General features: G+C 71.0%; 13 protein-coding genes. 5 read left to right on the top strand and 8 right to left on the bottom strand.

All coding sequences use genetic code 11. The features are described 5' to 3' along the window. Window positions 1–25 precede the first annotated feature (25 nt). Window positions 26–1,402 (top strand): glucuronate isomerase, encoded by a 1,377-nt coding sequence (uxaC, locus tag AB0M54_RS08785; protein WP_364469938.1) that lies wholly within the window; start codon window positions 26–28, stop codon window positions 1,400–1,402. A gap of 8 nt (window positions 1,403–1,410) precedes the next feature. Here uxaC and AB0M54_RS08780 read toward each other — a convergent pair whose 3' ends face one another. The 6 genes from AB0M54_RS08780 to AB0M54_RS08755 form a co-directional block, all read right to left on the bottom strand. Continuing rightward, complete coding sequence (locus AB0M54_RS08780) at window positions 1,411–1,968, bottom strand: isochorismatase family protein (RefSeq protein ID WP_364469936.1); 558 nt, start codon at window positions 1,966–1,968, stop codon at window positions 1,411–1,413. 241 nt (window positions 1,969–2,209) lie between these two features. Then, entirely contained in the window at window positions 2,210–2,659 is a 450-nt protein-coding gene (locus AB0M54_RS08775) for a hypothetical protein (protein ID WP_364328137.1), read from the bottom strand. Window positions 2,660–2,781: 122 nt separating this feature from the next. After that, window positions 2,782–3,357 (bottom strand): hypothetical protein, encoded by a 576-nt coding sequence (locus AB0M54_RS08770; protein ID WP_364469933.1) that lies wholly within the window; start codon window positions 3,355–3,357, stop codon window positions 2,782–2,784. Then, window positions 3,354–4,220 carry a polysaccharide deacetylase family protein gene (locus AB0M54_RS08765; RefSeq protein WP_364328143.1) on the bottom strand — a complete coding sequence of 289 codons (867 nt, stop codon included), beginning with the start codon at window positions 4,218–4,220 and terminating at the stop codon, window positions 3,354–3,356. The genes AB0M54_RS08770 and AB0M54_RS08765 overlap by 4 nt, the downstream gene beginning before the upstream one ends. Then, the gene (locus tag AB0M54_RS08760; protein WP_364328146.1) at window positions 4,217–7,084 is read right to left on the bottom strand and encodes an AAA family ATPase; all 2,868 of its coding nucleotides are present in this window, start codon (window positions 7,082–7,084) and stop codon (window positions 4,217–4,219) included. Before AB0M54_RS08760 ends, AB0M54_RS08765 begins: the two co-directional genes overlap by 4 nt. Window positions 7,085–7,146: 62 nt before the next feature. Then, window positions 7,147–7,323, bottom strand: a complete 177-nt coding sequence (locus AB0M54_RS08755; protein ID WP_364328149.1) for a hypothetical protein — start codon at window positions 7,321–7,323, stop codon at window positions 7,147–7,149. A gap of 179 nt (window positions 7,324–7,502) precedes the next feature. Here AB0M54_RS08755 and AB0M54_RS08750 point away from each other — a divergent pair, with 179 nt between their 5' ends. Continuing rightward, the gene (locus AB0M54_RS08750) at window positions 7,503–8,195 is read left to right on the top strand and encodes a DUF4191 domain-containing protein (RefSeq protein ID WP_364328152.1); all 693 of its coding nucleotides are present in this window, start codon (window positions 7,503–7,505) and stop codon (window positions 8,193–8,195) included. Window position 8,196: 1 nt separating this feature from the next. Here AB0M54_RS08750 and AB0M54_RS08745 read toward each other — a convergent pair whose 3' ends face one another. Further along, complete coding sequence (locus AB0M54_RS08745; protein ID WP_364328155.1) at window positions 8,197–8,598, bottom strand: RDD family protein; 402 nt, start codon at window positions 8,596–8,598, stop codon at window positions 8,197–8,199. 172 nt (window positions 8,599–8,770) lie between these two features. Between AB0M54_RS08745 and glnA the strand changes: the two genes are divergently transcribed. Then, window positions 8,771–10,195, top strand: coding sequence for a type I glutamate--ammonia ligase (glnA, locus tag AB0M54_RS08740; RefSeq protein WP_364328158.1), 1,425 nt, complete (start codon window positions 8,771–8,773; stop codon window positions 10,193–10,195). Window positions 10,196–10,476: 281 nt separating this feature from the next. After that, complete coding sequence (locus AB0M54_RS08735) at window positions 10,477–11,277, top strand: glycosyltransferase (RefSeq protein ID WP_364470059.1); 801 nt, start codon at window positions 10,477–10,479, stop codon at window positions 11,275–11,277. Here AB0M54_RS08735 and AB0M54_RS08730 read toward each other — a convergent pair. Continuing rightward, complete coding sequence (locus tag AB0M54_RS08730) at window positions 11,265–11,756, bottom strand: MarR family transcriptional regulator (protein WP_364328161.1); 492 nt, start codon at window positions 11,754–11,756, stop codon at window positions 11,265–11,267. The two genes, AB0M54_RS08735 and AB0M54_RS08730, sit on opposite strands and share 13 nt — an antisense overlap. Before the next feature lie 91 nt (window positions 11,757–11,847). Here AB0M54_RS08730 and AB0M54_RS08725 point away from each other — a divergent pair, with 91 nt between their 5' ends. Further along, the gene (locus AB0M54_RS08725; RefSeq protein WP_364328164.1) at window positions 11,848–12,423 is read left to right on the top strand and encodes an NADPH-dependent F420 reductase; all 576 of its coding nucleotides are present in this window, start codon (window positions 11,848–11,850) and stop codon (window positions 12,421–12,423) included. The last annotated feature ends 297 nt before the right edge of the window (window positions 12,424–12,720 follow it).

Raw genomic sequence — 12,720 nt, 5'->3', positions numbered from 1 at the left:
TTACGGACGGCCCGAGGCTCGGGCCATGCCCGCTCTCGCACCGCATCCCGACCGGCTGCTGCCGTCCGACCCGGCCGTCCGGCAGATCGCCCGCCGGCTCTACGAGGCGGTGGCGGCGCTGCCGATCGTGTCGCCGCACGGGCACGTCGACCCGCGGATGCTGCGCGACGACACGCCGTTCCCCGACCCGGCGACGCTGTTCATCAAGCCCGACCACTACGTGACGCGGCTGCTGCACGCCGGCGGGGTGCCGCTCGACTCGCTGCTCGGGGACGCCGACCCGCGCTCGGTGTGGCGGCTGTTCTGCGCCCACTGGCACCTGCTGCGGGGCACGCCGGTGCGCTACTGGTTCGAGAGCGAGCTGCACTCGATCTTCGGGATCACCTCACGGCCGTCGGCCGACAACGCCGATGAGTTGTACGACCAGATCGACGCGTTGCTGCGCACGCCCAGCCACCGGCCGCAGGCGTTGCTGTCCCGCTTCCAGATCGACTTCATGGCCACCACCGACGACCCGGCCGACGACCTGGCCGCGCACGCCGCGTTAAGAGATCTGCCGACGCGCGTGGCGCCGACCTTCCGCCCCGACCGCTACCTGGAGGTCGGGCGCCCCGGGTGGCCGTCGATCGTCAAGGAACTCGGCGGAGACGTCGGTTCCTACGCCGGCTACATCGCCGCGCTGGAGGAGCGCCGCCGCTACTTCGTGTCGGCGGGCGCGGTGTCGGCCGACCACGGCCACGTCGACGCCGGCGCGGCGCCGGTGTCACTCGACGACGCGAACCGGATCTATCGGTCGGCCCTGAAATCCGACGTGTCACCCGCCGAGGCGACCGCCTTCCGCCGCCACATGATCGTCGAGATGGCCCGGATGTCCTGCGACGACGGCCTGGTGATGACCCTGCACCCCGGCGTCTTCCGCAACCACCACACGGCCACCTTCGACCGGCACGGCCCCGACACCGGCCACGACATTCCGGTGGCGGTGGAGTTCACCGAGTCGTTGCGGCCGCTGCTCGACCGGTTCGGCACCCACCCCGGCTTCCACCTGGTGCTGTTCACCGTCGACCCGGACGTCTTCACCCGCGAGATCGCCCCGCTGGCCGGTTTCTATCCGGCCGTGTTCGCCGGCGCCCCGTGGTGGTATCTCGACAACCCGACCGAGATCCGCCGATACCAGCGCGCGGTCACCGAGACGGCCGGTTTCAGCAAGCTCTCCGGCTTCATCGACGACACCCGGGCCTTCTGCTCCATTCCCGCCCGGCACGACATGTCGCGCCGCCTCGACGCCGGCTTCCTGGCCGAACTGGTCGCCACCCACCGCCTCGACCCCGAGGAGGCCGAGGAAACCATCGTCGACCTGGTCGTCCACCAGCCCCGCCGCGTTTTCAAGATCAAGCCTTAGCTTCAGGATCAAGCCTTGGCGAAGTCGACCTCGTCGACATCAACCACACCGGCCGACTTGCCCGGCGCGGTCTGGTACTTCCAGTAGAGGTTGGTGTGCCGGATGACCGCCTCGGGCTCCGGCGCGCCCCACGACGACCGATCGCCGGACGTGTGCGCGTCGCCGACCAGGTAGGTGTCGTAGCCCCGGGCGAACGCACCGTGCAGAGTGGACCGCACGCACGCATCGGTCTCGGCCCCCGACAGGTAGAGCGCGCCCACGCCCAGCCCCGCGAGCACCTCTTCGAGATTCGTCCCCTCGAACGAATCCCCGTGGTGCTTCTCCACCACCGTCTCACCCTCGCCGGGCGCCAGTTCCGGGACGATCAGCCAGTCGTCGCTGCCGCGCACCAGCCCGTCATCCGAGTGTTGCACCCAGACAACCGGAACCCCCGCGCCGCGCGCCCGCTCAACCAGCCTGGCCACCGCGCCCACGACCCGGTCCCGCTCGAACGCCTCGGCCACCACACCGTTCTGAACATCGATCACCAGGAGCGCCGCGCGCTCACGCCCCACCAAAGTCGTCATGGCTCCAAGCTAATCCGCGGGTACGACAGTTCGGGCGCCCTTGAAGCCTCATCAACCTCCAGCGTTGCCTGCCGCTGCCGCTGCCGCTGCCGCTGCCGCTGCCGCCGCCGCCCGCCGCCCGCCGCCTGCCGCTGGTCCGCGAACCTCGTCGGCCTCCAGCGCTGCCTGCCGCCTGCCGCCGACTTGGTGCCTGCCGCCCGCCGCGCGTCCCGGCAACGTCGTCATGGCGGCGCCCTGAACGTCAGCCGGCTGCCCGCTTCACCAGCTCGCCGATCCGGGCCTCAACCTCCGGCGTCAGCGTCGTCACGGCGAACGCCGTGGGCCACATGTCGCCGTCGTCCAGCTCGGCCGGGTCGTTGAAGCCGAGGGTCGCGTACCGGGTGTCGAACTTCTTGGCCGGCTGAAGGAAGCACACGACCTTGCCGCCCTTGGCGTAGGCGGGCATGCCGTAGTAGGTCTTCGGCGCCAGCCCCGGCGCGCTCTCCTGGACGATCCGATGGATCCCCTCGGCAAGGACCCGGTCGGCGTCGGGCAGCTCCGCGATCTTCGCCAGCAGGTCCGCTTCCGGGTCAGCCTTCTTGCCCCGGGGCAGCCGCTCGGTCTTCAGCTCTTGAGCACGCTCCTTCATCGCCTTGCGTTCGTCCTCGCTGAACCCGTCGTAGCTCTTCTCGTTCGTCTGCCTGGCGGTCATCGTCCGCTCCTTCTCGCTGGTCTCACCCCATGCTAGGAACGGCCCGGCCTGCGAACTTCTCGAATCGTGACCACTACGCCGCCGCCCTGCGCCGCCGCCCTGCCCCGCACCGCATGCCCGCATCACCCAACTCGCGTCCACACGCCTGCGGCGGCCCGGCCTGCGGCGGCCCGGCCTGCGGCGGCCCGGCCTGCGGCGGCCCGGCGTCGGTCAGGCGTCTGCCGTCCAGTCGTCGGTGTGCCTGTGGCGGAGCAGGTCGGGGCGTCGAACTCGTCGTAGTGGTCGCCCCGCTCCGCGCCGAGGGCGGCCAGCACCTGGGAGATCGGGCTTCCCTCGGCCGGGAAGCGTTCGTCCTCGGCGACGCTGAGCGGCCCGATCACCATCGAGCCGCCCGACCACAGGGCGGCCCACTGGGTGCCCGTACCGCCGAAGAACTCGGCCTCGAGGTAGCCGATCGGCCCGTCCGCCGAACGCTGGGCCAGCTCGGCCTTCACCGCGTCGGGCAGCCGGTCGAGGTCGGGTCGCCGGCTCGGTAGCCCGCCGGCGTAGGCCTCGGCCAGGCTCGCCGCGACCTCCCGGGTGATCGGGATCAGGGCCAGGTCGAACGCCAGCGGCACCACGACGGCGGGTGAATGGCCGGCGGCGAGGGAACGCAGCGCCGGTTCGCGGCCGACCACGGCCTCCAGGACGTAGCTCATGAGTGCGGGGACTCCACGATCACGTAGGGCTCGGGCGCGTCCTGGGGCGGGTCACCGCGGAACCGCTCGACCAGGGGCAGGTAGGGGACTGGGCCGGTGACCGCCGGGATCGGCTCGTCGCACGGGCGGAGAGGCTCGGCCGGAACCACCCCGCCGTCCTCGCCGATCGCGCCGAACCGGTAGCCACGCTCGCGGACGCCCCGGATGATCTCGGGCAGCGCGGTCACCACCGACCGGCCCGACGGCGTGTCGACGTTGCCGTCGTGCAGCAGCAGGATCACGCCGGGCGCCACCCCGGCGAGAAGCGCGTCACGCACCTGCTCGGGTGTGGTGGCCGCATCGGGATCGGCGGCGTTCACGTCGACCCGGACGATCGTGCGATAGCCGAGGCCCGCCAGCACGTTCCGCCCCGCATCGTCGATGTTCAGGAACGGCGGCCGCATACCCGGGAACGGCATCGGCGCCCCGGCCGCCCGCATCGCCGCCTCGGTCTGCCGCATCTCCTCGCGCACCGCGTCGGGCGTCAGCCTGGTGAGGTCGGAATGGTAGTAGGTGTGGTTGAAGACCTGGTGGCCCTCGCGCACCTGGAAGCCGACGAGGTGAGGGTTGGCCGCGACCCGCATCCCGACGTCGAAGAACGCGGCCGGCACGGCCAGCCGCCGCAGGATCGCCAGCGTCTCGGGCCGATAGATCGACGGCCCGTCGTCGAAGGTCAGGGCCACCCACCCGGCGTGCGTCCCGGCATGGCCCGGCTCGCCCGCCCATCCAGCGTGCGTTCCGGCATGGCCGGGCTCGCCCACCCACCCGGCGTGCGTCCCGGCGTCGCCGAGGTCGCCCGGCCGGCCGGAGGCGGGACCGGTCACGGCTGCGGCTCGAGGAGGCCGAGGCGCCGGGCGACGGCGGCGGCCTCGACGCGGTTGGCCACGTTGAGCTTGGCGATGATGCGGGAGACGTGGACGCTCGCGGTCTTGGGGGAGATGTAGAGCTGCTCGGCGATGCGGCCGTTGCTGTGTCCCTCGGCCACCAGCGTCAGCACCTCGCGCTCGCGGGCGGTCAGGATCTCGGTGGCCGGTTGCGCGGCCGCCGACGGTCGCAGGCCGAGCCGGTGGGCCAGCGTCTCGGCCCGGGACAGCAGCGGCGCCGCACCCAGGGGGCCGCCGATCTCGGCCACCTCTTCGATGGCGATTCCCGCCTCGGCGCGCTCACCGGCGCCGGCCAGCGCCTCGGCGTAGCCCAGCAGCGCCGCTGCCAGGGGGTAACGCTGACCGTCTTCCCGCCACGCCGCGACCGCCTCACGCCACGCCGCCGGGTCGTGGTTCAGCGTGGCGGTCACCTGGGCCGCATACGCCCGGTCGACCGCATATCTGACCTGTGGCCAGCGTGCCTGCGCCCGAACCAGCTCGGTGAGCTGCGGGTCGCCGAGCCGGTCGGCGGCGGCCGCGGCCGCGGCGATGGCCGGCCAGCCGTACCGCGCGTCGTCGGTGATCGTGGGCTCGGCCAGGGCGGCCTTGGCGGCCATGCGGATCATGGCGTTGTCGCCGAACTCCAGGGCGCACAGGATGCGTAGTTCCAGGAGGTAGAGCCGCGTCTCCACGTGAAGGTAGGGCTTGCTCAGGAAGCCGAACGCCCGGGACAGCAGCGCCTCGGCGCCCTCGTTGCCGCGGGCCAGCCGCAGCCAGGCGCGCAGCCGCACCACCGGCAGCACGAGCGTGCCGGGTGGGTCGAGCCGGGTGGCCTCGGCGAGCCGGCGCTCGGCCTCGTCCCACTCGCCCAGCGCGATCTCCGCCTCGGCGTAGTTCGCCAGCAGGTAGACGCCCGTCGTCCGGCTGATGCCGACCTTGTCGGCGTTGGGCACGCCCTCCCACGCCGCGTCGGCGGACTCCGCGTAGCGCCCGACCTCGAACAGCGCGTCCGAGATGTTGACCAGCGCGTAGGCCAGGTTCTGTCGATCGCCGGTGCGGCGGGCGGTCTCGGCGGCCGTCCGGATCACCGGCAGCGCCTCCTCGAGCGGCACCGAGCCCGCGCACAACCGCCCGAACGTGACCGTCGCCGCGACCTCGGCGGCCACGTCGCCCAGCTCGACCGCCTCGGCCATCGCCTCCTTGGCGATGTCGGCCGCCAGCTCGGCGTCGGCCCGGTTGAGCGTGTGGGCGACGTCGGCCAGCAGCTTCACGCTCTCGGCGGTTCGGGGCTGCTTCCGCACGATCTCGTAGGCCTCTTGCGACTCGGCCGCGCCGTCGCTCTTGCCCGCGTTCTGCAGCAGCTTGGAGCGCCGCACCAGCAGCCGCGCGGCCCGCAGCGGCTCGGCCTGGTAGTCGATGCCGTGCAGCGCGTGCTTGGTCAGGCTCAGCGCCCGCATCGACTCGCCGGCGTCGATGGCGACCAGGGCCGCCTCTTCCAGCAGGTCGACGTGGCAGGTGTTGAGCAGCGTCTCGGCGTCGGGCACCTGTTCCCACAGCTCGAGCACCCGGTCGAGCAGACGGGCCTGCTCGCCGTAGGCATAACGCCGCCCCGCCTCGATCGCGGCCGCCCGCGCCGCCACCAGGGCCCGTGGGTGGTCGTGGGCGGCGTGCCAGTGATGGGCGATCTCGGCGGGCGCCCGGCCGATCGACACCAGCCCCGGCTCGCCCTCGATCACCTCGGCGTAGCGCGCGTGGAGCCGCGCGTGTTCGCCGGGCAGCAGGTCGTCGTGCACCGCCTCGCGCACCAGGGCGTGGCGGAACTCGTACTCACCGCTGGCGTCGACGACGATCAGCTGGGCGGCGACCACCGTCCGCAGCGCCGACTCCAGCTCGGGCTCGGGCACGCCGGCCACCCGGGTCAGCAGGCCGTGGCCGAACCTGGTGCCGCCGACCGCGGCCACCCGCAGCACCCGCTGGGCCGGCTCGGAGAGCTGGTCGACCCGGGACAGCAGCAGGTCGCGCAGGTTGTCGGAGATGTCGCAGCACTCGTCGCCGGACGCGGCGATCTGCTCGATGAAGAACGGGTTGCCCTGGGCGCGCTCATGGAGGGTGTCGACCACGCCCGGTGCGGGCTCGGCGCCGAGCAGGTGGGCCAGCATCTCGGCGGTGCCCTCGCGGTCGAGCCGGTCGAGCTCGAGCCGCTGCACGCCACGCACCCGGTCGAGCTCGGCCAGGAACGGCCGCAGCGGATGCCCCCGATGCATCTCATCCGTGCGGAACGTGCCGACCAGCAGGACGCCCGGCAGGCGCGCGGCGCGCAGCAGGAAACCGATCAGGTCGCGGGTGGACCGGTCGGCCCAATGCAGGTCTTCCAGTACCAGCACCAGCGGCTGCCGTTCGGCCAACCGGCCGAAGAGCCCCGCCACCGCCTCGAACCCGTGCCCGCGGCGGGCGTCGCCACCCGACTCGGGCGGGCCGAGCTCGGGCAGCAGGCGCACGAAATCACCCTCGCGCCCCTCGAACACCCCGGCGCCGTCACGCTGGACCAGCTCGCGCAGCGCCCCCACGAACGGCGCGTAGGGCAGGCCCTCTTCGCCCAGCTCGAGGCAGTGACCCGTCAGCACCTGGGCGCCGTCGGCGGTCGCGGCCCGGGTGAACTCTTCGATGAGCCGGGTCTTGCCCACCCCGGCCTCGCCGCCGACCAGAACGGCCGACGGCTCGGCGCTGCGGGTTCGTTTGAGGGCGTCTCGGACCAGCGCCAGATCGGCCTCCCGGCCGACCAGGACGTCGGTGCTCCGCACGCTCGCCGTCATGAGGTCGAGCATGCCATGGGGGTACGACCGAATTTCGGCGCCGACGATGCCCATCGGAGGACCAGCCCAGCTCATTACTGCGCCGGCGCCCGCACCGCGGTGGCCCATCGGGAGGCACGGCCGAAGCGGCGATGCCGTCCGGCCGGCGACACCCCACGCGCCATACGGTGGGCGTCGGCCTCGCGGCGTAGTTCGTCGGCACGCTGGTGGTGCAGGTCGAGGATCGTCTGCGCGTCGGTGTAGGGAAACATCCGCTTGCTCCTTGCGTACTCGTCGGCATCTCTTGGTCTTGATGACGACTTTCCGCGTGAAGGCAGGCGTGGCGCATGGGGAACGACCCCTATGTTGGGGCGGGCAGGTACCTTACGTTTGGCTGCTGAGGTGCCTGGGCGGCGTAAGGCCCTTACTGCGCACCATTACACTTCCGGGTATGGCAACTCCCGAGGAGAAGGTGTCGTTCGGCACCCGGCTCAAGCAGATCGGCCAGGTCTTCGCCTTCACCGCGAAACAGGACAAGTGGTTCGTGCCGCTCCTGATCGCGGCGGTCCTGATCCCGATCGCGCTGACCGTGCTGTTCTTCCTGCTCGGGTTCGGCTGGGTGGTCATCCCGCTCGGCGTCATGATCACGCTGCTCGCCGCCCTGATCGTGCTCAACCTGCGCTCGAACGCGGCCATGATGAACGTCGCCGAGGGCCAGCCGGGCTCGGCCGCGCAGATCGTGGAGAACATGCGCGGCGACTGGCGGGTGCGCGCCGCGGCCAGCTCGACCACCCAGTTCGACATGGTGCACGTGGTCATCGGCCGGCCGGGCGTGATCCTGCTCGGCGAGGGCCAGCCGCAGCGCGTACGCACCCTGCTCGGCCAGGAGAAGCGCCGCCTCTCCAAGGTCATCGGCAAGGCGCCGATGTACGACTACATCGTCGGCTCGGGCGAGGGCGAGGTCTCCGTACGCAAGCTCCGCACGACCTTCCTCCGCCTGCCCCGCAACCTCACCGGCAAGGACGTGAACGCCCTGGACAAGCGTCTCGCCGCGCTGATGTCCCGGCCGCAGATGCCCAAGGGCGCGATCCCCAAGAACATGCGCCCGTCGAAGGGCCAGTTCCGCCAGCAGCGCCCGCGCTGACCTAGGTTCGGGGACGAAGGATCACGACGGAGCCCGCCAGCCGGTCATGCCAGCCGCGGCGGGACTGATCCATGATCACGGCCGGGACGAGCAGGGCCAGGAGTACGGCCCGGAGCAGCCCCTTGGCCAGGCCGATCGCGCCGCCGTCCTCGATCGAGACACACCGGATGCCGGCCAGCGCCATGCCCGGGGTCTGTCCGAAGAGGCCGATGAAGAACGTGTTGAGCAGCACCAGCGCGACGACCGGCGGCCAGGCGACCCCGCGCGGATCGCCGACCAGGCTGCCGACCAGAAGGCACAGCGCCCAGTCGATCATCAGCGCGGCGAACCGCCGGCCGAAGCCCGCGAGCAGGGTGGACCCGGGGTCGAAGGCGGGCGGACTGGAATTCGTTCGAGCGGCCACGGGAGACCACGCTACCGGGGTAACCTCCGGTAGGTCGCGGCAGATCACCGGCTCCGTAACACGGCGGAAACAATAGGGATACGCCTGGGCAACGGCGTACCCATAGCGTCGCGACCAGCCTAGCGACGTGGCGGTCATCCCGCCCGGTTCGATTTTCCTGCCAGGAGGACGTGTGTTCGCCAATCCCGAGGAACTCCTGCGATACCTCAAGGACGAGGACGTCAAGTTCGTCGACGTACGCTTCTGTGACCTGCCGGGTGTCATGCAGCACTTCAACATCCCGGTGGAGTCGTTCGACGAGAGCGTCGTCACCGATGGCCTCGCCTTCGACGGATCCTCGATCCGCGGGTTCCAGGCCATCCACGAGTCCGACATGATGCTCCTGCCGGACGTCGCCACCGCGTTCATCGACCCGTTCCGCATCCAGAAGACGCTGGCGCTGAACTTCTTCATCCACGACCCGTTCACCCGCGAGGCCTACTCGCGTGACCCGCGGAACGTGGCGAAGAAGGCCGAGACCTACCTGGCCTCCAGCGGCATCGCCGACCAGGCCTACTTCGGCGCCGAGGCGGAGTTCTACATCTTCGACTCGATCCGCCACTCGACCAGCGCCAACGAGTCGTTCTACTACATCGACTCGGTCGAGGGCGCCTGGAACTCCGGCAAGGAGGAGGAGGGCGGCAACCGCGGCTACAAGACCGCGTACAAGGGCGGCTACTTCCCGGTCGCGCCGCTCGACCACTACTCCGACCTGCGCGACGCCATGGTCCGCCGGCTCATCGACGCCGGCTTCACCGTCGAGCGGTCGCACCACGAGGTCGGCACCGCGGGCCAGGCCGAGATCAACTACAAGTTCTCGACCCTGCTGCACGCCGGCGACCAGATGCAGATGTTCAAGTACATCATCAAGAACACCGCCTGGGAGCACGGCAAGACCGCGACGTTCATGCCCAAGCCGCTGTTCGGTGACAACGGTTCCGGCATGCACACCCACCAGAGCCTGTGGCTGAACGGCGAGCCGCTGTTCTACGACGAGACCGGGTACGCCGGCCTGTCCGACACGGCCCGCTGGTACATCGGCGGCCTGCTCCACCACGCGCCCAGCCTGCTGGCCTTCACCAACCCGACGGTCAACTCGTACCGCCGCCTGGTGCCCGGCTACGAGGCCCCGGTCAACCTGGTCTACTCGCAGCGCAACCGCTCGGCCTGCACCCGCATCCCGGTGACCGGGAGCAACCCCAAGGCCAAGCGCGTCGAGTTCCGTGTGCCCGACCCGTCGAGCAACCCGTACCTGTCCTTCGCGGCCCAGATGATGGCCGGCCTGGACGGCATCAAGAACAAGATCGAGCCGCCGGCGCCGATCGACAAGGACCTGTACGACCTGCCGCCGGAGGAGTGGGGCAACGTCAAGCAGGTGCCGGGTTCGCTCGACGCGGTGCTCAACTCGCTCGAGGGCGACCACGAGTTCCTCACCGCGGGCGGCGTCTTCACCGACGACCTGATCGAGACCTGGATCGACTGGAAGCGGGCCAACGAGATCGACCCGGTCCGCCTCCGCCCGACCCCGCACGAGTTCGAGATGTACTACAACGTCTGACCCAGTACGGTCATCGAACGGCGGTCGCGCTCCGGCGCGGCCGCCGTTCCCGTCTGTGGAGGACCCCGTGGGGTACATCGAGGATCTGACCCCCTACACCTATGGCGACGATGACATCGTCCGGGTCGGCGACGAGTACGTGATCTACCGCCCACGCGTACGCACCGCCCGAGCCCTTCATCACCGCCGTCGAGTCCTACGACCCTGCCTGGGCAACCGACCCGAACCACGGATGGATCCCGGCCGACGCCGAGCGCGACTAGTCACTGGGCTAGGGTGACCTGATTCGTGTCTCCGTTGTCATTCCGACCACCGGCCGCATCTCGCTGCGCGCCACCCTCGACGCGCTCGGCCGGCAGGAGCAGGCCCCGCCCTTCGAGGTGATCGTGGCGGTCGACGGTGGTCCCGTTCCCGACGTGGCCGGGATCGAGGTGGTTCGGCTGCCTGAGCGGCGTGGTGTCAGCGCCGCCCGGAGCGCGGCCGTCGAGCGGGCTCAGGGCGATCTGATCGGCTTCCTCGACGACGACGTCCTGCCCGGCCCTCGGTGGCTGGCCGTCCTCACGGAGCGGCTGGGCGCCGTCGACGCGGTCGCCGGGCGGATCCTGGAAGACGTCGAGCCCGGGGCCCTGTCGCGGCTCCGGCGGCTGGCGTTCGACAACCGGGACCGGGTCAACGGCGCGACGGTCGACTACCTCAACGGCGGGAACTTCGGGGTCAGGGCGCGGCTGCTGCGGCAGGTCGGCGGGTTCGACGTGCGCTTCGTCAAGTCTCAGGACCGGGAGCTGGCGCGGCGGCTGATCGGGGCCGGCGGGACCATCGGGTACGCGGCCGGCATGGTCGTCCGGCACCGCGGGGCGTACGACCTGGCCGGCCTCCTGTGTGGGCGCTACCGGGCGGGGAAGGCGGCGGCCACCATGGCGGCCGCGGGTGACCTGACCTCGGTCGGGCCGCGGTCCGCTCGGGAGACGTACGGCGCGAATCTGGCCGTTCTGGCGCTGCGCCACGGGCCGCTGATCGGGGCGTACGCCGCGCTCTCCATGGCCGCCCACCGGATGGGCCGCCGCGCCGGCTACGGATCGTAGCGGTTGTAGACGCCGCTCATCGCGCCGTTCGGGTCGAGGCGGTGCAGGATCGCGTCGGTGATCTCCGTGAGCTGGGCGATCTGCTGCGGGGTCAGAGCGTCAATGACATGGGTACGTACGGTCGCCGCATGCCCCGGCGCCGTGGCCTCCACCTTGGCCCAGCCGGCGTCGGTCAGCCGCGCGTTGGTGGCCCGCTTGTCCTGCGGGCACGGGAAGCGCTCGACCAGGCCGCGCTCCTCGAGCCGCTGCACCACATGGGACAGCCGGGGGAGCGTGGCGTTGGTCTGCCGGGCCAGTTCGGTCATGCGCAGCGTCCGGCCGGGGGCCTCGGACAGCATCGCCACCACGAAGTAGTCGAAGTGGGTCAGCTCGGCGTCACGGCGCAGCTGCCGCTCCAGCACACCGGGCAGCAGCTCCATGACGGCGGCCAGGCGTACCCAGGCGGCCTGCTGTTTGTCGTCCAGCCAAGGCGAGTCCATGGTCACATTCTCCTACGCAAAGGTTGTCGCGACAACTTTTTGGGTCTAGAGTCTTGGTTGTAGCGACAACCAAGACCTCAGGGAGCGCATCATGAGCCACGTCAGCATCCTCGGCACCGGCAACATGGGCCCGGCCATCGCCTCGCTCGTGACCAAGGGCGGCAACACCGTCGAGCTCTTCAACTCCTCCGACACGGACAAGCAGATCACCGGTGACATCGTGATCCTCGCGGTGCCCTACCCGTCAGTCGCCAAGGTCGCGGCCGAGCGGGGCGACCAGCTCGCCGGCAAGGTGGTCGTCGACATCACCAACCCGCTGAACTTCGAGACCTTCGACTCGCTGACCGTACCCGCGGACAGCTCCGCCACCGCCGAGATCGCCGCGAAGCTCCCGCAGTCCCGCGTGCTGAAGGCGTTCAACACGAACTTCGCCGCCACCCTGAACAGCGGCACGGTCGGCACCGAGCCCACCACGGTCCTGATCGCCGGCGACGACGCCGAGGCCAAGGCGCTGCTGGCCGGCATCGTGTCCGCGGGCGGCCTCAAGGCGGCCGACGCGGGGTCGCTCAAGCGCGCCCGCGAGCTCGAGGCGCTCGCCTTCCTGCAGATGACCCTGGCCGCCGGCGAGAAGATCAGCTGGACCGGCGGCTTCGCCGTCATCGCCTGACGAGCCGCGCGGATTTGAGAAAGGCGCGAGCCGCGCCGGCCTGAGGAAGGCGCGAGCCGCGCAGGCCTGGGGAAGACGCAGGCCCCGCCCGGGCCTGTGGACAGAGACTCGAAACTGTCACACCCGACCGCTACTTTGACGCCCACCCAGTGCAGGGGTGGGGGAGGTGGCGGTGGCCGCGCGCCAAATCAAGATCAAGAGGCGAGAGCGCGTTGAAAGGCCGCGACCCCGAACGCGGGGTCGCGGCCTTTCGCGTGGGGCGCGAAGAAAGAGAACGCCTGCGGCGTGAGGACAAGA

Source organism: Actinoplanes sp. NPDC051470 (assembly GCF_040682035.1).
GTDB lineage: Bacteria > Actinomycetota > Actinomycetes > Mycobacteriales > Micromonosporaceae > Actinoplanes.
The sequence above is the reverse complement of the archived record's forward strand: the minus strand, read 5'-3'. Positions and strand labels throughout refer to the sequence as shown.

What these genes read in the sequence shown, in the direction of transcription:
- uxaC (WP_364469938.1), top strand. Translation starts at nt 26, where the DNA reads ATGCCCGCTCTCGCACCGCATCCCGACCGGCTGCTGCCGTCCGACCCG.
- AB0M54_RS08780 (WP_364469936.1), bottom strand. Translation starts at nt 1,968, where the DNA reads ATGACGACTTTGGTGGGGCGTGAGCGCGCGGCGCTCCTGGTGATCGAT.
- AB0M54_RS08775 (WP_364328137.1), bottom strand. Translation starts at nt 2,659, where the DNA reads ATGACCGCCAGGCAGACGAACGAGAAGAGCTACGACGGGTTCAGCGAG.
- AB0M54_RS08770 (WP_364469933.1), bottom strand. Translation starts at nt 3,357, where the DNA reads ATGAGCTACGTCCTGGAGGCCGTGGTCGGCCGCGAACCGGCGCTGCGT.
- AB0M54_RS08760 (WP_364328146.1), bottom strand. Translation starts at nt 7,084, where the DNA reads ATGCTCGACCTCATGACGGCGAGCGTGCGGAGCACCGACGTCCTGGTC.
- AB0M54_RS08755 (WP_364328149.1), bottom strand. Translation starts at nt 7,323, where the DNA reads ATGTTTCCCTACACCGACGCGCAGACGATCCTCGACCTGCACCACCAG.
- AB0M54_RS08750 (WP_364328152.1), top strand. Translation starts at nt 7,503, where the DNA reads ATGGCAACTCCCGAGGAGAAGGTGTCGTTCGGCACCCGGCTCAAGCAG.
- AB0M54_RS08730 (WP_364328161.1), bottom strand. Translation starts at nt 11,756, where the DNA reads ATGGACTCGCCTTGGCTGGACGACAAACAGCAGGCCGCCTGGGTACGC.
- AB0M54_RS08725 (WP_364328164.1), top strand. Translation starts at nt 11,848, where the DNA reads ATGAGCCACGTCAGCATCCTCGGCACCGGCAACATGGGCCCGGCCATC.